This is a genomic window from Nannocystis punicea (assembly GCF_026965555.1).
GTDB classification, from domain to species: domain Bacteria; phylum Myxococcota_A; class Polyangia; order Nannocystales; family Nannocystaceae; genus Nannocystis; species Nannocystis punicea.
Map to the genome: position 1 here is coordinate 5,791,952 of NZ_CP114040.1, position 17,318 is coordinate 5,809,269.

General features: G+C 71.4%; 15 protein-coding genes. 6 read left to right on the forward strand and 9 right to left on the reverse strand.

Annotated elements, in window-relative coordinates; all coding sequences use genetic code 11:
* Positions 1-124: 124 nt before the first annotated feature.
* The 4 genes from O0S08_RS22350 to O0S08_RS22365 all read right to left on the reverse strand — a co-directional run bounded on the left by O0S08_RS22350 (position 125) and on the right by O0S08_RS22365 (position 5,985).
* Positions 125-1,321: an MYXO-CTERM sorting domain-containing protein gene (locus tag O0S08_RS22350; RefSeq protein WP_269041238.1), complete on the reverse strand. Its 1,197-nt coding sequence runs from the start codon at positions 1,319-1,321 to the stop codon at positions 125-127.
* 71 nt (positions 1,322-1,392) lie between these two features.
* On the reverse strand, positions 1,393-2,610 hold the full coding sequence (locus tag O0S08_RS22355) for a hypothetical protein (RefSeq protein WP_269041239.1): 1,218 nt from the start codon (positions 2,608-2,610) through the stop codon (positions 1,393-1,395).
* Between the two features lie 16 nt (positions 2,611-2,626).
* The gene (locus O0S08_RS22360) at positions 2,627-3,877 is read right to left on the reverse strand and encodes an MYXO-CTERM sorting domain-containing protein (RefSeq protein WP_269041240.1); all 1,251 of its coding nucleotides are present in this window, start codon (positions 3,875-3,877) and stop codon (positions 2,627-2,629) included.
* Between the two features lie 527 nt (positions 3,878-4,404).
* Positions 4,405-5,985: an MYXO-CTERM sorting domain-containing protein gene (locus O0S08_RS22365; protein WP_269041241.1), complete on the reverse strand. Its 1,581-nt coding sequence runs from the start codon at positions 5,983-5,985 to the stop codon at positions 4,405-4,407.
* 178 nt (positions 5,986-6,163) lie between these two features.
* Here O0S08_RS22365 and O0S08_RS22370 point away from each other — a divergent pair, with 178 nt between their 5' ends.
* Entirely contained in the window at positions 6,164-7,894 is a 1,731-nt protein-coding gene (locus O0S08_RS22370; protein ID WP_269041242.1) for an ATP-binding protein, read from the forward strand.
* Positions 7,895-8,058: 164 nt separating this feature from the next.
* On the opposite strand, the gene O0S08_RS22375 is transcribed toward O0S08_RS22370, so the two are convergent.
* On the reverse strand, positions 8,059-8,799 hold the full coding sequence (locus O0S08_RS22375; protein ID WP_269041243.1) for an SDR family NAD(P)-dependent oxidoreductase: 741 nt from the start codon (positions 8,797-8,799) through the stop codon (positions 8,059-8,061).
* Between the two features lie 77 nt (positions 8,800-8,876).
* Between O0S08_RS22375 and O0S08_RS22380 the strand changes: the two genes are divergently transcribed.
* Positions 8,877-9,323, forward strand: coding sequence for an RpiB/LacA/LacB family sugar-phosphate isomerase (locus O0S08_RS22380; RefSeq protein WP_269041244.1), 447 nt, complete (start codon positions 8,877-8,879; stop codon positions 9,321-9,323).
* Positions 9,324-9,457: 134 nt separating this feature from the next.
* Here O0S08_RS22380 and O0S08_RS22385 read toward each other — a convergent pair whose 3' ends face one another.
* Positions 9,458-10,795, reverse strand: coding sequence for an FAD-binding oxidoreductase (locus O0S08_RS22385; RefSeq protein ID WP_269041245.1), 1,338 nt, complete (start codon positions 10,793-10,795; stop codon positions 9,458-9,460).
* Between the two features lie 47 nt (positions 10,796-10,842).
* On the opposite strand from O0S08_RS22385, the gene O0S08_RS22390 reads away from it, so the two are divergent.
* From O0S08_RS22390 to hxsB, 4 genes are all read left to right on the forward strand, one after another.
* Positions 10,843-11,454 carry an NADPH-dependent FMN reductase gene (locus O0S08_RS22390; protein ID WP_269041246.1) on the forward strand — a complete coding sequence of 204 codons (612 nt, stop codon included), beginning with the start codon at positions 10,843-10,845 and terminating at the stop codon, positions 11,452-11,454.
* Positions 11,455-11,742: 288 nt separating this feature from the next.
* Entirely contained in the window at positions 11,743-12,225 is a 483-nt protein-coding gene (gene hxsD / locus O0S08_RS22395) for a His-Xaa-Ser system protein HxsD (RefSeq protein WP_269041247.1), read from the forward strand.
* Positions 12,222-12,449 carry an HxsD-like protein gene (locus tag O0S08_RS22400; RefSeq protein ID WP_269041248.1) on the forward strand — a complete coding sequence of 76 codons (228 nt, stop codon included), beginning with the start codon at positions 12,222-12,224 and terminating at the stop codon, positions 12,447-12,449. Before hxsD ends, O0S08_RS22400 begins: the two co-directional genes overlap by 4 nt.
* Positions 12,446-13,954 carry a His-Xaa-Ser system radical SAM maturase HxsB gene (gene hxsB, locus O0S08_RS22405; protein ID WP_269041249.1) on the forward strand — a complete coding sequence of 503 codons (1,509 nt, stop codon included), beginning with the start codon at positions 12,446-12,448 and terminating at the stop codon, positions 13,952-13,954. Before O0S08_RS22400 ends, hxsB begins: the two co-directional genes overlap by 4 nt.
* A gap of 974 nt (positions 13,955-14,928) precedes the next feature.
* Here hxsB and O0S08_RS22410 read toward each other — a convergent pair.
* The 3 genes from O0S08_RS22410 to O0S08_RS22420 form a co-directional block, all read right to left on the reverse strand.
* A complete protein-coding gene (locus O0S08_RS22410) occupies positions 14,929-15,612 on the reverse strand; it encodes a hypothetical protein (protein ID WP_269041250.1) in 684 nt (227 codons plus the stop codon).
* A gap of 96 nt (positions 15,613-15,708) precedes the next feature.
* Positions 15,709-16,041, reverse strand: coding sequence for a hypothetical protein (locus tag O0S08_RS22415; RefSeq protein ID WP_269041251.1), 333 nt, complete (start codon positions 16,039-16,041; stop codon positions 15,709-15,711).
* Between the two features lie 7 nt (positions 16,042-16,048).
* Positions 16,049-17,299, reverse strand: a complete 1,251-nt coding sequence (locus O0S08_RS22420; protein ID WP_269041252.1) for an L-lactate MFS transporter — start codon at positions 17,297-17,299, stop codon at positions 16,049-16,051.
* Between the last annotated feature and the right edge of the window lie 19 nt (positions 17,300-17,318).

Genomic DNA, 17,318 nt, shown 5'->3' on the forward strand with positions numbered 1-17,318 from the left:
TCAGAACATGCCGATCGAACCATGTCCAGGATGACATGTACGATGGGTCATTGCTCTCAAGCCCTGTCCAAAAAGACATGCCATCCGACTCGACCGTACCGTCGCTCGCGCGAGCGGTCTGTCGTCAGCCGGCTCGTCGCCGCCGCCGCGGCCGCAGCAGCCCGAGTCCGAGCAGCATCAGCGCCCCGAGCGGGCTCGGCGCCTGGCTGTCGCACGCGCAGCCGTGCTCGACCAGCCCGTCCTGCCCGCCCGACGCCGGCCCGTCGGTCTCGTCTCCGGTCTCGTCGCCCCCGCTCCCCGGCCCGTCGGTCGTCGGGCCCTCGGTCGGGTCGCCGCCTGTCGGATCGTCCGTGGGCCACGGCGTGCACTGCTCCGGATCCCAGCGGTCGGCGCTCTCCGCGATCTCGCACGTGTACGCCGGCGTCGAGCAGTTCTCGAGCAGCTCCGCCGCGGGGTCGATCGCCTGGTCGCCGAGCTGCGCCAGGATCTCGGGCTCGTTCCCGTGGCAGGCCTCCTCGCTCGTCACGGTCTCGCCGGTGGCGAGGTTGGTCAGCTGGACCGCCGTGCAGAACGGCTTCTCGGCGCCGGTCTGCAGGGCATCGTCGAACTCGGGCGGCCGGGGCTCGCCGTCGACCACCAGCTGCCGCACGACCATGGCGGAGGTGGCCAGCGGCAGCTTCGTGTCGATCGCCATCTCCACGCGCAGCACACCGAACCCCTGGTGGACCGCGCAGAAGCCCTCCTCCCAGCCGACGTGCTCGCTCGAGCCGCAATAGCCGTCAAAGCGCTGCGGCATCGCCCCCTCGCAGCAGACCAGGGACAGGAGATCCGTGCGTTCGTGGACGTCCACCGACACCTCGCGCTCGACCAGCGGCGGGACCAGCGGCATCGACGGCTCCGCCTCGACGGTGAACCCGAAGTCGAGCTCCAGGTCGTACGCGCAGTAGTCGTCGCCGGGGTTGTCGACGTCCCCCACCACCTGGTAGTCGCCAGGCTCGAGCGGCGCCGCCGGCTGCCAGATCAACAGGTTGCGGATCTCCGACCCCTCGACCGCGCCGGCGATCGGCTGCCCGTCGCGCGTGACCGTCAGGTCGATCGTGTCGAGCCAGTCCTCCACCGGCGAATCGTCGAACCGTGACACCTGCAGCAGCAGCACGCCATCGGTCGGGATCGCCTGGGCGTTGAGCGGCTCCAGCGACTTCAGGCCCCCCGAGTAAGCACATGGGTCCGGCGTACACGCCTCGGCCTCGGCCGGGAACAGGAGCGCCGCGCCGGCCAGCGCCAGAGTCATCGCTTGAAGAGAAGAAGAGTTCACAGCCATGTCGCGACCTCAGCTCGCCCGCTCGCAGGGTGCACGTCTCGAGCCACGCTCCAGAGAGGGCCCTGCCGCCATCATGAACTGTCCTTCGGGACATATCGCCATCGCGATCGCCGCCGCCGCGGCCGCAGCAGCCCGAGTCCGAGCAGCAGCAGCGCCCCGAACGGGCTCGGCGCCCGGCTGTCGCACGCGCAGCCGTGCTCGACCAGCCCGTCCTGCCCGCCCGACGCCGGCCCGTCGGTCCCGTCGCCGGTATCGTCGCCTCCGCTCCCCGGTCCCTCGGTCGGATCGCCGCCTGTCGGCTCGTCCGGGGCCCACGGCGCGCACTTGTTCAGATCCCAGCGGTCGCCGCTCGCCGCCACCTCGCACGTGTACGCCGGCTCCGAGCAATTCTCGAGCAGTTCGTCGCCCGGATCGATCGCCACGTCGCCGAGCTGCGCCATGATCTCGGGCTCGCTCCCGTGACAGGTCTGCTCGCTCGTCGCGGTCTCGCCCGTGGCGAGGTTGGTCAGCAGGACCGTCGTGCAGAACGGCTTCGAGTCGCCGAACGCCATCGCGTCGAGGAGCTCGGCGGACTGCGACTCGCCGTCGATGATCAGCTCCCGCTTGACCATCGCGGAGGTGGCAGGCGGCAGCTTCGTGTCGACCGTCACCTCCACCCGCAGCGAACCGAACCCCTGGTGTGCCGCGCAGAAGCCGTCTTCCCAGCCGACGTACTCGCCGCCGCCGCCGCAGTCGAAGGAATAGCTGTAGGGCACCGCTCCCTCGCAGCAGACCAGGCTCGTGAGCGTCTCTGTCTCGCGGACGATCACCATCGTCGAGCTCTCGACCAGCGGCGGGACCAGCGGCGCCGACGGCTCGGCGACGACCGTGAAGCCGAAGTCGAGCGTCAGGTCGACCGAGCAGTAGTCGAACGGGAAGTCGTACGCGGGGTTGTCGAGGCTGCCGACCGCCTGGTACTCGCCGGGCTCGAGCGGCGCCGCCGGCCGCCACAGCAGCACGTCGCGGATCCCCGCCGCCTCGACCGCCCCGGCGATCGGCTGCCCGTCGAGCGTGACCGTCAGCTCGATCTTGTCGAGCCATTCCTCCTCCGGCGAGTCCCCGGACTGCGCGCCCCGCAGCAGCAGCACGCCGTCGATCGGGATCGCCTGCGCGTTGATCGGCTGGAGCGACTGCCACGCGTCCACGTACGCGCACTCGGCCGGCGAACACGCCTCGGCCTCGCCGGGAAGCAGGACCGCAGCGCCCGCCAGGGCGAGGGTCATCGCCTGCACAGAAGAATTCAGCGCCATGGTTCGACCTCGGCGCTCAAGACATGTCCTTCGGGACAGCATATCGCCGGCGCCGGCGCGGCCGCAGCAGCCCGAGCCCGAGCAGCATCAGCGCCCCGAGCGGGCTCGGCGCCCGGCTGTCGCACGCGCAGCCGTGATCGACCAGCCCGTCCTGCCCGCCCGACGCCGGGCCCTCGCTGCTCTCGCTCCCGTCGCTCCCGTCGCTCCCGTCCGAGCTCGCGCTGTCCGAGCTGTCGCTGTCCGGTCCGCCGGTCGTCGGTCCACCGGTGGGGTCGCCCGTCGTCTCCCCCTCGGCGGGCCACGGCGTGCAATGTGCCGCGTCCCACTGCCACCCGTCCTCGGTGAGCGCGCACGTATAGGCCCCCTCCGCGCACTCGGCCGCCAGGGCCGGCGCCGGGTCGATCGCGTGGTCGCCGAGCTGCGCCACCACGTCGGCCCCGTGACATGTCTCTTGGGACAGCGCCGTCTCGCCGGTGGCGAGGTTGCGCAGCTGCACCGCCACGCAGATCGGCTCCGAGCTCTGGACCGTCAGCGAGTCGTAGAAGCCCGGGCGGAACGGCTGACCCTCGACCAGCAGCTCGCGCACCACCATCGCCGCGGTCGACGGCGGCAGCTCGACCGCGACCGTCGCCTGCACCTGCAACGAACCGAAGCCGCGGCGCGCCGCGCAGAAGCCCTCGCTCCACTCGACGTACGTGCCCGAGCCGCCGCAGTCGAACGAGTAGCTGTAGGGCATCGCCCCGTCGCAGCACACGAAGTCCTCGAGGTCCTCGCTGGCGCCGACGATCAGCGTCTCCGTGATCGTCGCTTCGGGCGAGCTCAGCGGCGCCGACGACCCGGCCTCGACCTGAAACCCGAGGTCGAACTCCAGCAGGTCCGGGCCGCAGTATTCGTAGGGGAGGTCGTCGGGGTTGTCGACGCTGCCGACCACCTTGTAGTCGCCCGGCTCGAGCGGCTCGGCCGGCCGCCACAGCAGCACGTCGCGCACCCCGGCGGCCTCGACCGCGCCGGCGATCGGCTGCCCGTCGCGCGTGACCGTGAGGTCGACCTTGTCCAGCCAGTCTTCCTCGGCCAGGTCGCCGTGCCGCACGCCCTGCAGCAGCAGCACGCCGTCGGTCGGGATCGACGCATGGAGGACCTCGAGGGAGCTCCAGGCCTCGACGTAGGAGCAATAGTCCGGCGAGCACGCCTCGGCCTCGTTCGGCACCAGGATCGCGCCGGCCAGCGCGAGGGCCATCGCCTGCATCGAAGAAGATTTCACAGCCATGGTGCGACCTCGGGTCTGCCGATCGCAGCGTGCACGTCCCGGGCCATGGCAGTCGCGCGGAGCCCCGCCCTCCTCGCGCGCGGACATCCCCGCGTCCGGGACCCCGCCTCGTCCGGCTCGGGCGCGCGACCGGCCATGGCCGATCGGACATACCGGTCACGGCCGCACGTCGCGGGGGGCGTGGCGCGGATCCACGGCAACCCAGGCGCGACCAAATCGCGGTGGTCCGCGACCAGGCCTCGTCGCGTCACGACGCGCGTGTCAGACCCCCTGACCTTTCGATCCGGCGGTGCCGGCCGCGACCTGCCCTCCCGCGACCGCGCGCCTCGAAGGACTTCCTACAGCCGGTCAGGGTCCCCGAGCCGGCCGCTGACGCCGCGCCGTGACGACGGTCCCGAACGCGGTGCCGCTCATCGACATGCCTAAAAAAACATGTCTGAGACGACATGTCCTGTGCGACCTGGCCGATACGACAGGACCGTTCGTTCACGCCGGAACGAGCGGTCCGACCGCTCCGCAAGGGCGGCTCAGCCGCGCCGCGAACGACGGCGCAGCGGCAGCAGCCCGGCCAGCAGCAGCAGCCACGAGGCCCGCGGCCCGGCGTCGGTGCGGCAGTCGCAGCCGTCGTCGTTGCCGCTCCCGCCGGTGTCGCCCGTCAGGCCCGAGGCCCCGGTGACCCCCGTGAGCCCGCTCCCCGCGCTCGGGTCGACCGAGCCGGTGTCGTCCCCCTCCGAGGTGCCCGCGCTGGTGGTCGGCGCCGGCTCGCTGGTCGTCTCGTCGCCGCCGGTCGTCTCGTCGCCGGTCGTCGCGGGCTCGCCGGTCGTCGTCCCTTCGGCGGGCATCACCGTCACGGTGATGGTCTCGCTGTCGGCGTTGCCGTACGCGTCCATCACCTCGATCTTGAACGAGTACGTGCCGGCGGGCGGCTTCGTGATCTGCACGAAGTCCCACGGGTCGTCGATCGGCCGCCACGCCGAGTACTTGTCGTTGCACACGTCGTTGGTGCAGCGCGAGTAGCCGGTGTCCATGAAGTCGGGCGGCACCCCCTCGATCCAGCTCCACTTGACCCCGACCATGTTGTTGTCGTCGGTGATGTCGGCCGTCACCAGGAACGAGTCGCCGGCGTTGAACACCGAGCCGTCGGCCGGCGACACGCTCAGGATCTCCGGCGCCACGCTGTCGACCTCGCGCGGCCCGAACACCCCGAGCAGCTCCGTGTGGGAGTTCTGCTGCTCGCCCTGTCCTTCCGGACAGTAGAGCTTGTGCACGTAGGTGCACTGCGTGACCCCGTTGCCGGTCGCGTGCGAGATGTCCATGCACTCGTTGCGGAACGAGCTGCCGCCGGCGACGAACGGGTACATCAGGTCTTGCTGCACGTCGGTGTGCTCGAGGCCCCAGTTGTGGGCCGTCTCCTGCGCGGCCACTTCGGCGGTCACGCCGACGCAGCTGTCGGGGAACGACAGCGACACGTGGTTGCGCTTGGCCCCGTCGCAGGCGACGTTGGCGATCCCGCACACGCCGTTGCCCTGGCCGGCGTTGCCCGACGTCCCGCCGATCACCGCCATCGTGTACGGCAGGTAGTCGGGCGGGCGGTTGGTCGTGATCACCAGGTTGAACGGCTCGTAGTAGTTCTGCAGCTCCTGGAACACCACCGCCTTGGTGTTCTCCCCGCCGGGCGGCTTCGGGAACACCGTCTCCTTGGCGACCAGCGGCGAGCAATTGAGCGCCGCGTTGGCGGTCTGCGGGTGGAACCCGTTGCACTGCGGCCGCAGCGTGACCCCGTCCATCGCCAGGAAGAGGATCCCCGCCGTGGGGTCATGATCGAGCGCCGGCAGCGGCAAGCCCTGCTGCTCGAGCACGCTCCGACTCAGGCTCTCGCCGTCGTACATCAGGTTGCCGTCGCGGAGCGGGGCCACCAGGCGTGGGTCGTAACCCTCACCGAACAATGATTCGAGGTAGCTCCGCGGCCCGTCCTCGGGCGCCACCGCCCACGGCGTGTTGGCCGAGAGCGGCGCTCCCGGCACGATACGGGGCAGCGGCGCCGCAGCCGCGTCCTCCAGCGACAGCGACGCGACCGCGAGCGACAGACCAGCGAAAAAAGTCAACATGGTCTCACGCTACCTGCGGCGGACGCGGCCGTAAAGCCCGCTCCGGGCGTCCCAGTCCGCATCGCCGGCGGCGGCTTCTCACCGCGATCGCAGGCGGGTACCCTGTCGCCCGTGACCGGCATCAGCCGGCACCGCAGCCCCCCGGCCAACCGCAGTGACAGCCGCCGATCCACACGCCTTGCCCGCAGTCCTGGTCGTGACCCGCGACCCGGCCGTCCTCGACGACCTCCATAGCCTGCTGCGCGCCCGTGGCCGACCCGTCGTGCACGTCACCGATCTCACGACCGGTTATGACCGCGCGCGGATCGGCCTCACGATCCTCGACACCTGCGACCTCGTCGGCGTCGAAGAGGCCCTGGCCCAGCTGCCGCGGCCGATCCTCGCCATCACCGACGACGACGGCCGCGCCGAGGCGCTCGTCGGCGCCGGCGCCAGCGACTTCGCGGTCCTCCCGTGCAGCCGCGCCGTCCTGTCGGCCCGGATCTCCGCCGCCCTCAAGCTGCGCGACCGCGTGGCACCTGCCCTTTCGGACAGCCAGGGCTCGCTCCAGACCCTGCTCGCCAACCTGCCCGGCGTCGTCTACCGCTGCGCCAACGACCCCGAGTGGTCGATGCAATTCATCAGCGAGGGCTGCTACGACCTCACCGGCTACTCGCCCGAGGAGTTCACCTCCGGCCGCGTCCAACTCAGCGGCCTCGTCCACCACGAGGATCGCGACCGCGTGCGCGCCCAGGTCCAGCAGGCCGTCGCCGACCGCCGCCCGTTTCGCGTCACCTACCGCCTCCACACCTCCTCCGGCGCGTGCAAGTGGCTGTGGGCCCAGGGCCAGGGCGTGGTCGGCCCCGCCGGCGACTCCACCGCGATCGAGGGCGTCATCACCGACCTCTCGGAGCTGCGCCAGACCAAGCTCGAGCTCGAGGAGCGCGAGGTCCTGCTCGAGACCCTGCTCGCGGTCACCGAGACCGCCTACATCCTGTGCGACGAGCACGGCGCCGTCGACTACGCCAACCTGGCCGCGCAGACCTGGCTCAAGTTGCCTGACAGCCGCCTCGTCGGGGCCCGCTTCGCCGATCTCCTGACCGGCCTGCCCAACGAGCTGCGCGAGGCCGTCGGCCGCGGCCGCGACTCGATCTTCACCGTCGACCACCAGGGCGGCGACTTCGAGGCCTACCACCTCGTCATGCGCAACGTCCAGATCGGCGGCCGCCCGCACACCGCCTACGCCTTCAAGCGCCTGACCCGCGAGCTCGCGCGCCAGGAGGTCGAGGTGTGGAAGAAGGTCATCCGCCTGATCGCCCACGAGATCAACAACACCCTCGCCCCGATCTCGTCGCTGCTCCACTCCGCCCGCCTGATCAACGCCGCCGAGGCGCGAGACGCCCGCCTCGATCGCATCATCGACACCATCTCCGAGCGCAGCAAGCACCTCGGCGAGTTCCTCAAGGGCTACACCCAGTTCGCCCGCCTGCCCCGCCCGCGGCTCGAGAGCACCAAGTGGCGCACCCTCATCGACCGCCTCGACGAGCTGGTCCAGTTCAAGATCGACGCCGCGCCCGAGGACCTCAACACCGTCAACGCCGTCGACCGCAGCCAGATCGAGCAGGCCCTCATCAACCTGCTGAAGAACGCGGTCGAGGCCGGCGGCCCGCCCGAGGAGGTCACCCTCCGCCTCCGCGCCCACCGCGAGGGCGACGAGATCCAGGTCCTCGACCGCGGCCCCGGCATCCCGCCCGAGCTGCTGCCCAAGGTGCTCCTCCCGTTCTACTCGACCAAGCGCACCGGCACCGGCCTCGGCCTGCCCCTGTGCCGCGAGATCATCGACGCCCACGGCGGCAACCTCCGCATCGAGGCCCGCGAGGGCGGCGGCACGGCCGTCATCCTGTGGCTGCCCCGCCTGGCCGCCGCCTGAGCTTCAGGGCATGTCCCTTCGAGCATGCCCGAACGAGCATGCCCTTTGATACTCGGCCTTACGGACATGTCCCTCCAGACATGCCCGCCGGCCCACGCGCTCGCCTGAAGCTCGGCGGCCGGGCGCGTCCACAGCGCGCGCCCCCGCCTGATCGCGCCGCCCGATCAGAACCCGATCTTGCGCATCACGAAGCGCGGCAGCCAGCGGATCACCAGCATCACCCAGCGCCAGATCGACGGCGTGTAGACGACCGGCAGCCCGCGGTCCAGCGCGCGCAGCACCTGCTCGGCCACCGCCTCCGGCTCGCCGGCGAACGGCGGCGGTTTCAGGCCGGCGGTCATCCCCGTCTTCACGAAGCCCGGCTTGACCGTCACCGTCCGCAGCCCCTGGGCGCGGAACTTGTGGTCGAGCCCCTCGAGGTAGCGCGACAGCCCGGCCTTGGCCGCGCCGTAGAGCACCACCGGCTTGCGCCCGCGCTCGCCGGCCACCGACGAGAACACGCACAGCGTCCCGCCGCCGCGCGCCAGCAGGCGCTTGCGGGCGTGCTCGCAGAACACCACGGTGCCGGTGAAGTCGATCGCCAGCACCTGCTCCGCCAGCGCCACGTCGGCCTCCATCGCGTCCTGGGTGGCGAACAGCCCCGCGCTCACGACGACGGTGTCGAACCCGCCGAGGGCCGCGTCGGCCGCGTCGAGCGCCGCCGCGAAGGTCGCCGACGACGCCAGGTCGCACGCGTGCGTCCCGACCGGCGCGTGCTGCGGGTGACGGGCCGCCAGGTCGGCCGCGCTGCGCTGCAGCTCCTCTTCCTCGCGCCCGAGCAGGAACAGCTGGTCACCGCGCTCGACCATGCGTCGCGCCAGCGCGCGGCCCATCCCCTTGGTGGCTCCGAGGAACACCACTCGCATGCCCGGGGAGGCTCGCAGGTGCCGCGCACCCGCGCAAGGCCTTGCCGTTCGGCCCGCGCGCGCTACCTCGGATCGCCGTGAAGATCGCAGTCTGCGCCGACGAGTCCTACCCCGTCCACGCCGCGCTCCTGCGGCTCATCGAGCTCCACGGCCACGCGCCGGTGCGCTTCGGCGCCTTCACCGGCGGCGGCGCCGTCCCGTGGGCCACCACGGCCGAGGTCGCCGCGGAGGCCGTGGCCGCCGGCGCCTGCGACGAGGGGATCTTCCTCTGCTGGACCGGCACCGGCACCAGCATCGCCGCCAACAAGGTCGCCAACGTCCGCGCCGCCCTGTGCACCGACGCCACCACCGCCGCGGCCGCGCGCACGTGGAACCACGCCAACGTCCTGTGCCTGTCGCACCGCCTGCTCACCGACGACCTCGCCGACGAGATCCTGCGCGCCTGGTTCACCACCGCCCCCGGCGACCGCGGCCGCGAGGGCGTCGCCCGCCTCGCCGACGTCGATCGCCGCCACCGCCGCTGAGCCTGCCCCTGAAGCCAGGTCTCCGGAGCCATGTCCGAAAGCGCATCACGATCTGCCCCGAACGACATGTCCATCACGACAGGACCGAAGCCCCCGGTCCCGGCGGACATGCCCGTCCGGACATGCCCGTTCGGTCACGGCGGATCGCCGAACATCCGCACCGACTGGGCCGAGCGGATGATCCGCTGCGGGTCGATGCGGTCGCGCACCGCCAGGAACCGCGGCAGGCGCGGGTCCATGGCGGCGTAGTGCTCGGGCCGGGTGAACGCGTCCTTCGACAGGTAGATGCGCCCGCCCTCGGCGATCACCAGCTCGTTGAGCGCGTCGATCAGCTTCTGGGTGTCGTCGCGGACGGCGAAGTCGACCGCGATCGAGATCCCCGGGCGGAGGAAGCTGAGCATCCCCTCTCCCTCGGCGGCCGCGTCCTTGATCACGCACAGGAACGAGGCCCCGCCGCGGCGGGTCAGCAGGTCGAGGAAGCGGCGGGCAGCGCCCTGACCGGCCTCGTTCGGCAGCACGCACTGGTACTGGGTGAACCCGCGGCGGCCGTAGATCCGGTTCCACTGCAGGATCGCGTCGAGCGGGTAGAAGAAGCTGTCGGGGTGGCACAGCTTCTTCTTCACCCGCGGGATGTGGCGCCAGTACCACATCGTGTTGAACGCCTGCGTGGTGAGCCGCCAGCGCAGCACCCACTCGGGGAACATGAACGGCAGCGTCAGCCGGCGCGTGACCGGCAGCGGCCGGCCGCCCGTCTCCTCCGGCGTGGCCCAGCGCCCGCGGTCGAGCAGGCCGCGGCCCATGTGCTTGCCGCGCGACAGGCAGTCGATCCACCCGACGGTGAACGGCCACGTCTTGCCCGCCTCCTTGAGGCCGGCGATGAACTGGTCGATGTCGTCCACGCGCTCGGACTCGCTCCAGATCCACGGCGACGGGATCGCCTGCGTCTGGCACTCGACCTCGAGGATGTGCCCCGTCAGGCCCATCCCACCGACAGTGGCCCAGAACAGCTCGGGGTCGCGCTCGGGTGAACATTCGACCAGGTCGCCCGCGGGCAGGCGCATGCGCAGCGAGCGGACGTGACGCGAGCCGAAGCAGCCGTGGCTGTGATGGCCCTTGCCGTGGACGTCGGACGCGACCATCCCACCGAGAGTCACGAACTGGGTGCCCGGCGTCGAGCCGATGAACCACCCGCGGCGCAGGAACAGCCGGTTGAACTCCCACAGCGAGAACCCGGCCTCCGCGCGCAGGAGCCCCGTGCGGCCGTCCCAGTGCAGGATCCGGTCGGCCAGGCGCGTGCCCACCACCTCGCGGCGCGACGGCGGCGGCAGCGACGAGTCGCCGTAGGAGCGGCCGAGCCCGCGGCTCAACACCGCGCTCCGCGTCGCGCGCTCGAGGTCTTCGCTCAGCAGTTCGCGCCCGGGCACCGCGAGGTTGCCCCACCCTGCCACTGTCGGCTCGCCGCGGTCGCTCACGCGTCCGCAGTGTAGAGCAGCGTTCGCCCGTCCGCTATGCTCGCGCCGTGTCCGCGGGCAGCAGCGCCAAGATCACGATCGTCAGCGGTTCGAGCCGGCTCGAGAGCCGCGTCCGCGCCGTCGTCGGCCTGGCCGCCGAAACCGCCGGGGCCGCCGGGGCCACCGTCGAGGTCGTCCCGCTGCACGAGCTCAACCTCCCGGTGATGGTCTACGGCGATCGCAGCCAGGACGATCTGCCGGCGGTGCAGACGATCCGCCGCCGCGCCGCGTGGGCCGACGGCTTCATCCTCTGCACGCCCGAGTACCACGGCAACATGTCGGGCTGCCTCAAGAACTGGTTCGACTTCCTCTACGAAGAGCTCGCCGGCAAGTTCGCGGGCGTCCTCGCCGTCACCGGCGGCGGCGGCGGCGACATGTCGATCACCGCGGTGAAGACCAGCTTCGCCTGGTGCCACGGCTTCACCCTGCCCTACCACGTGGCCGCGCGCGCCGTCGACTTCGACGCCGAGGGCAACCTCGTCAACAACATGGTCGCCGACCGGATCCGCCGCGTCGCCTACGACGTCGTCCGCTACGCCCCCGTCGTGCGCGGCGCCTTCGAAGAGGCCCGCCGCCTCGGCCCGGGCGTCCAGGCCGGCGTCGCCGGCGCGCACACGTAGTCGCCGCTCGAGCTCTCGGCACGCGAGCTCGAGCGACGCAGCCCCGTGAGACGAGCGAGGGCCGCCGCGGTCCCGCTCTGCGTCTCGTCGCCGCGAAGCACAGCAGCGCAGCGGAGGTCGCCCGGTCGCACCATCGACCGCCAGCCAGCCGTGATCACGCGCTGCAGCTCGCGCCTCGAGGGGGCAGCGGCGCAGCGGCGCAGCGGCGCAGCGCGGAGGTCGCCCTGTGCCTCAACTCTCGCGGCCGCGCTCGTGAGCGCGCGGCCGCGTGATATCGTGCCCGGCGTCATGACCACGTCCATCGAAGGCGCCCCTGCCGGGCTCGTAGTCGCCGACGAGCAGGCCGCCGCCGTCCACTTCCTCATCGACGAGGAGCTCTACCCGCTCCCCGCGATCTACGGCGCCGCCTACGTCTTCATCGATCGCTGTTATGTCTTTTTGGACAGGCCCGAGCCCGCGCGCGTGCGCGTCGCCCTGACCGCCAAGTCGGGCGCGGCCGCGTCCGAGGCCCTGCGCGCGCTGATCGGCGAGTTCGCCAACGAGCTGCTCTCGTGCGCCTTCCGCCACCAGCTCGCCCAGGACAACCGCGTCCTCATCGAGACCGCCACCATGCAGGCGCTGGCCGGCGCCATGGGCCAGCCCAGCCTCGACGACCTGGCCAAGTTCGACTTCAGCGACCAGGGCTTCGACGACCCGCTCGGGATCGCCATGTCTTGGGAGGAGAAGCACGGCCGCAAGTCGCCCAAGCCCGAGAGCGAGGGCGCGCCGTGACCGACGTGCACGAGCTCCGCTTCTCCCGCCAGCTCTACAGCGGCGAGGCCGTCGATCAGGCCGTCAAGGCGTTCGCCCGCTTCGCCGCCTTCGACCTCGAGCAGACCGACGACCACTGGGTCGTCCGCATGCGCCCGAACGACGCGAACCTCGCCCGTCGCCTGCGCGGCGAGCTCGGCAACCACGCCCTCGGCCTGACCGTCCAGCGCGGAGGCGCCAAGTGAACCTGCCCCTTCAGCCAGCCCCGTCGCTGGTCCAGCTGCGCCCGCGCGCCGGCACCCAGGCCTACTTCCGCTGGCGCGCCGTCGGCGACCGGGTCCTCGTCACCAACCTCGAGGGCAACTGGCTGCTGCTGACCGCGCCGGAGTTCGCCGCCTTCCTCGAGGGACATGTCCCCGAGGACAGCGAGCTCCACGCCCGCCTCGCGGCCGGCAACTTCCTCCGCGCCCACTACGACGTCCGCGCCGCGGCCGAGCGGATCCGGGCCCGCAAGAGCTTCCTCGCCGGCGGCCCCAACCTGCACATCCTCGTCGTCACGTTGCGCTGCAACGAGACCTGCGTCTACTGCCACGCCTCGCGCGCCAACATGGACCAGGTCCACACGGACATGACCCGTGAGACAGCCGAGCGCGCGATCGACCTGGTGTTCCGCAGCCCGAACCCGTTCGTCACGATCGAGTTCCAGGGCGGCGAGCCGCTGGTCAACTTCGAGGTCGTCAAGCACGCCATCGAGTACGCCGTCGACCAGAACCGCGCCCACGGCAAGCGCCTGCAGTTCACGATGGTCTCGAACTTCGCCCTGCTCGACGAGGCCAAGCTGGAGTACCTGATCCAGCACCGCGTCCAGCTGTGCACCAGCATCGACGGCCCCGAGAAGCTGCACAACGCCCAGCGCAAGCTGCCGACCCAGGACGCCCACCAGCGCGCGGTCCGCTGGATCAAGCGGATCAACGAGGCCTACACCGCGAACGGCCTCGACCCGACGCTCTACCACGTCGAGGCCCTGCTGACGACGACGCGCGAGACGTTGCCGCTGTGGAAGGAGGTCGTCGACACCTACATCGGCCTCGGCTGCAAGGCGCTGTTCCTGCGCGCCATCGACCCGTTCGGCTTCGCCGACCGCACCCGCCAGCGCCTCGAGTACCCGCGCGGCGAGTACATGCAGTTCTACCGCCGCGCGGTCGACTACATGATCGAGCTCAACAAGCAGGGCGTGCAGATCCTCGAGCGCTACGCCAGCATCTTCCTGACCAAGATCCTGCGCGGCGAGGACCCGAACTTCCTCGACCTGCGCAGCCCGTCCGGAGCCGGCATCGGCGCGCTGGCCTACAACTACGACGGCAAGGTGTTCACCTGCGACGAGGGCCGCATGCTGCACGAGATGGGCGACGACACGTTCCACCTCGGCGACGTGCGCACGAGCAGCTTCCGCGAGCTGGTCGGCCACGAGACGGTCCGCGCGATGACGATCGCCTCCAACCTCGACGGCCAGCCCGACTGCGTCCACTGCACGTACCAGCCCTACTGCGGGACGATCCCGAGCTTCAACCACAAGAGCCAGGGCTCGATCTTCGGCCGCATGCGCGAGAGCAACGTCTGCGCGGTGCACAAGGGGATCCAGGACTACCTGTTCGAGAAGCTGGCCGAGGCCGACCCGGAGACCCTGAGGATCTTCGACCGCTGGACGACGGTCCGCAGCCGCGACCACTTCGTCCAGCCGGCTCCGTGAGCCTCGGACTCCGGGTGCATACTCGGGGACATGCCCTGAAGGGCATGGCGCTTCGGACATGATGTCTTGGACATGTCCGAATGCGCTATGCCCCTTGCGCCACGGAGGAAGCAGCACGCCGCGGGGGGTCCGTCACAGGCCAGCACGCCCTCGACGGCGCTCGCACGGCGCGTTCGGATCCCGACGGCGCGCGCACGGCGTGGTCGGGTCCCGACGGCGATGCACGGCGTGTTCGGGTCCTGACGGCGATGGCACGGCGCGGTCGGGCCCCGGATGAGGCGCGGCGAGGGTCGCGAGGCCGGTGTCCGGTGCGACCTGTCCCTTCAGACAGTCCTCGGACTTCGAGACGATCGGGGCGCTTCGAGCGGGTAATTGCCTCGTCCTGCGGAACTCAGTGCCAGGTCGCCCCGGCCCCCGTCCCCGGGAGCTCTCTTGGGGCGGTGACGGTCGGCGGAGCCGAGATCCGGGGCCCGACCGCGCCTGAGCAGAGAAGCTCTACGCACGGAGGCCAACCCCGGCAGCGGTGTCGCCGAGCTTCGAGCCACGATCTTGCGCTGTCGCCGGCGGCCGCGACGTCTGGGCGCTGAGCCTCGGCGAACCGGTATGCGGTCCATGGCATGTCGCTCAGGACATGCTCAAGAGGACATTTTCGGAGGGGCATGTCACTGAGGGCATGCTCGATGTCACCGGTCCCATGGGACATGCATCGCGTCTTCTCGTGTCTGGGCGCCTGCTCGCATCGCGGCGGGGCGCGGCTGATCGAGTCGAGGAGCCGCGGGCGGCGGAGCGCTCCGGGCCTCGGGCAAGCCCCAGGCGCCCTCGCAACACTTCTCGTCACTCTCGGCGCGACTCGCTACCGATCGAGTCGGCGAGCTCGCCGAACGCTCCGCCACGCGCCCTCGCTTTCGTATCCCGTCGCGTCCCTCGATGCGGCTCGCCTTGCGCTGGCGAACACCTCGAGCTCCGCGAGCCGCTCACTCGCACAGCGGCGCGAGCACCGGGCACGTGGGCCGGCCCAGGTCGTCGTTGCACTCCCACACCCCGCCCTCGCAGCAGCTCACGCCTTCGATGCACGGCGTGTCCGGCTCGGTCCCCGGCACGCAGCAGTCTTCTCCCGGGCACAGCTCGCCGGGCGTCGCGCACGTCGACTGGCCGCCGCCGTCGTTGCAGGCCCACTGGCCGTCTTCGCAGCAGCTCGCGCCCTCGAAGCACGGCGGCTTGGCGGACGGATCGCAGCACGGCGGCGCGCACACCTCTCCGGGCGCGTCGCACCCCTCACACGACCACTGTCCGTCGGCGCAGCAAGCCGCGTCGACGCACGCCGGCTGCATCCGCGACAGGCAGCAGTCCGGCCCTCCAGCGCTCGTGGTGCTCGTCTCGTCGATCGTGGTGCTGGCGACCGCCGTGGTCGAGCCGGTCGTGGTCGTGCTCGTCGACGTGGTGGCCTCCGTCGTCGCGCCGGACGTGGTCGTCCCCGTCGTCGTGGTGTCCGCGCCGGTGCTCGTGCTCGCGCCGGTGGTCGGCGCGGTCGTCCCGCCCGACTCGCCTGTACTCGTCCCCGTCGTGCTGCCCGAGGCCGTCGTCTTGCCGTCGCCGCCGCAGCCCGCCAGCGCCAGCGCCAGCGCCAGCGCCGAAGTCCGAAGGAGTGCGCCGTGCATGCGTCCCCTTCGCACGCCGCGGTGGCTCGCGCAAGTCCGGCGCGGCCGAACACCGTCTCGACCTGTCCTCGAGGCCAGACGCACCTCGCGCCGCCGTCAGCCCTTCTGCGCCGCGTAGCGGATCCAGTAGTCGACGTCGACGATGTTGTCCTCCGCGGTGATCTGCTCCGCGCTCCGCCGGCCGAGCCGCAGGTTCAGCGCGTACGCGGCGAGCTCGGCGGCGATGTGTCCGCGCCGCAGGCACTCGAGCAGATCGTCGACGCCGACCTCCTCGGGGCTCGCGTGCACGAGCGTGTCGGCCGCGGCGACGTGGACCATGGGCAGCCGCTGCGGATCGCGGATCGCCCGCAACGCCTCTGCCAGCTCCATCCGCAAATGGCCCTCGCCGCGTCTCGCTCGCCGGCGCGCGCGGCTGTGACGGGGGCTCATCTCTGCCTCAAGCGTTCGCCCGCGCCAGCGGCCGCACCGCCAGAGTCAGCGCCAGGCCCACGAGCAGCGCCACCGCCATGATCTGCAGCGTCGACGCGTAAAGCTCGACCAGCGAGCCGCCCGGCGGCAGCGACTTGAGCCGCGCCTCGCGGATCGACGTGATGAGGATCGGCCCGGCCACGCCCGCCGCGCTCCAGGCGGTGAGGATCACCCCGTGGACCGCGCCGACGTTGCGGGCCCCGAACATGTCGGCCAAAAACGCCGGGATGGTGGCGAAGCCGCCGCCGTACATCGTGAAGACGACCACCACCGCCAGCTGGAACAGCTGCCACTGCCCGCCGTCGGCCAGCTGCGGGATCGTCAGGAACAGCGCCGCCTGGACCGCGAAGAAGATCGAGAACACCGCCCGCCGGCCGATCCGGTCGGACAGAGAGGCCCAGAAGATGCGCCCGAACGCGTTGAAGCCGGCGATCACCGACACCATCGCGGCCGCCTGCTCGGGTGTCCTCTGGAACATGTCCTGCATCATCGGCGACGCCTGGGCCAGGATCGAGATGCCCGCGCTGATGTTGATGAACAGCATGCCCCACAGCAGCCAGAACTGGCGCGTGCGCACCGCCATCGGCATCGTCAGCTCCGGCTCGCCGCCGAGCTGGATGGCCTTCGGGACATGTCCTTCGGGGCGCCAGCCGTCGGGCGGGCGGGCCAGCGCCCGCGCCGCGCCCATCATCACGAAGAAGTACACCGCCGCCAGGATCCACAGCGTCGACGCCACGCCGACCGACTGGATCAGCCGCTCCTCCACCGGCGCCGCGATCAGGGCCCCGCCGCCGAAGCCGAGCACCGCCATGCCGGTCGCCAGCCCGCGCCGGTCTGGGAACCATTTCACCAGCGCGCTGACCGGCGACACGTACGCCAGGCCCAGCCCCGCGCCGCCCACCACCCCGTAGCCGACGAACAGCAGCCACAACCAGCCGAGCCACACCCCGAGCCCGCCGAGCGCCAGGCCGCCGCCGAACAGGCACGCCGCCAGAGTCGCCGCGCGCTTCGGGCCATGTCTCTCGAGCCAGGTGCCGCCGAACGCCGCCGACAGCCCGAGCAGCGCGATCGCGATCGAGAACGTGTAGGCCGCCGCGCCTTTCGGCCACGACGGGTGCAGCGCCTCGATCGGCTTGTTGAAGACGCTCCAGGCGTAGACCGAGCCGACACACAGGTGGATCGCCACGGCGGCGGGCGGGATCGTCCAGCGGCTGCGCACGCCTCCACGATGCCAGATC

Bases quoted from the DNA above. Each gene is read 5' to 3' on its own strand.
- O0S08_RS22360 (WP_269041240.1), bottom strand. From the start codon at position 3,877: ATGGCTGTGAAATCTTCTTCGATGCAGGCGATGGCCCTCGCGCTGGCC.
- O0S08_RS22410 (WP_269041250.1), bottom strand. From the start codon at position 15,612: ATGCACGGCGCACTCCTTCGGACTTCGGCGCTGGCGCTGGCGCTGGCG.
- O0S08_RS22355 (WP_269041239.1), bottom strand. From the start codon at position 2,610: ATGGCGCTGAATTCTTCTGTGCAGGCGATGACCCTCGCCCTGGCGGGC.
- O0S08_RS22365 (WP_269041241.1), bottom strand. From the start codon at position 5,985: ATGTTGACTTTTTTCGCTGGTCTGTCGCTCGCGGTCGCGTCGCTGTCG.
- O0S08_RS22375 (WP_269041243.1), bottom strand. From the start codon at position 8,799: ATGCGAGTGGTGTTCCTCGGAGCCACCAAGGGGATGGGCCGCGCGCTG.
- O0S08_RS22415 (WP_269041251.1), bottom strand. From the start codon at position 16,041: ATGAGCCCCCGTCACAGCCGCGCGCGCCGGCGAGCGAGACGCGGCGAG.
- O0S08_RS22350 (WP_269041238.1), bottom strand. From the start codon at position 1,321: ATGGCTGTGAACTCTTCTTCTCTTCAAGCGATGACTCTGGCGCTGGCC.
- hxsD (WP_269041247.1), top strand. From the start codon at position 11,743: ATGACCACGTCCATCGAAGGCGCCCCTGCCGGGCTCGTAGTCGCCGAC.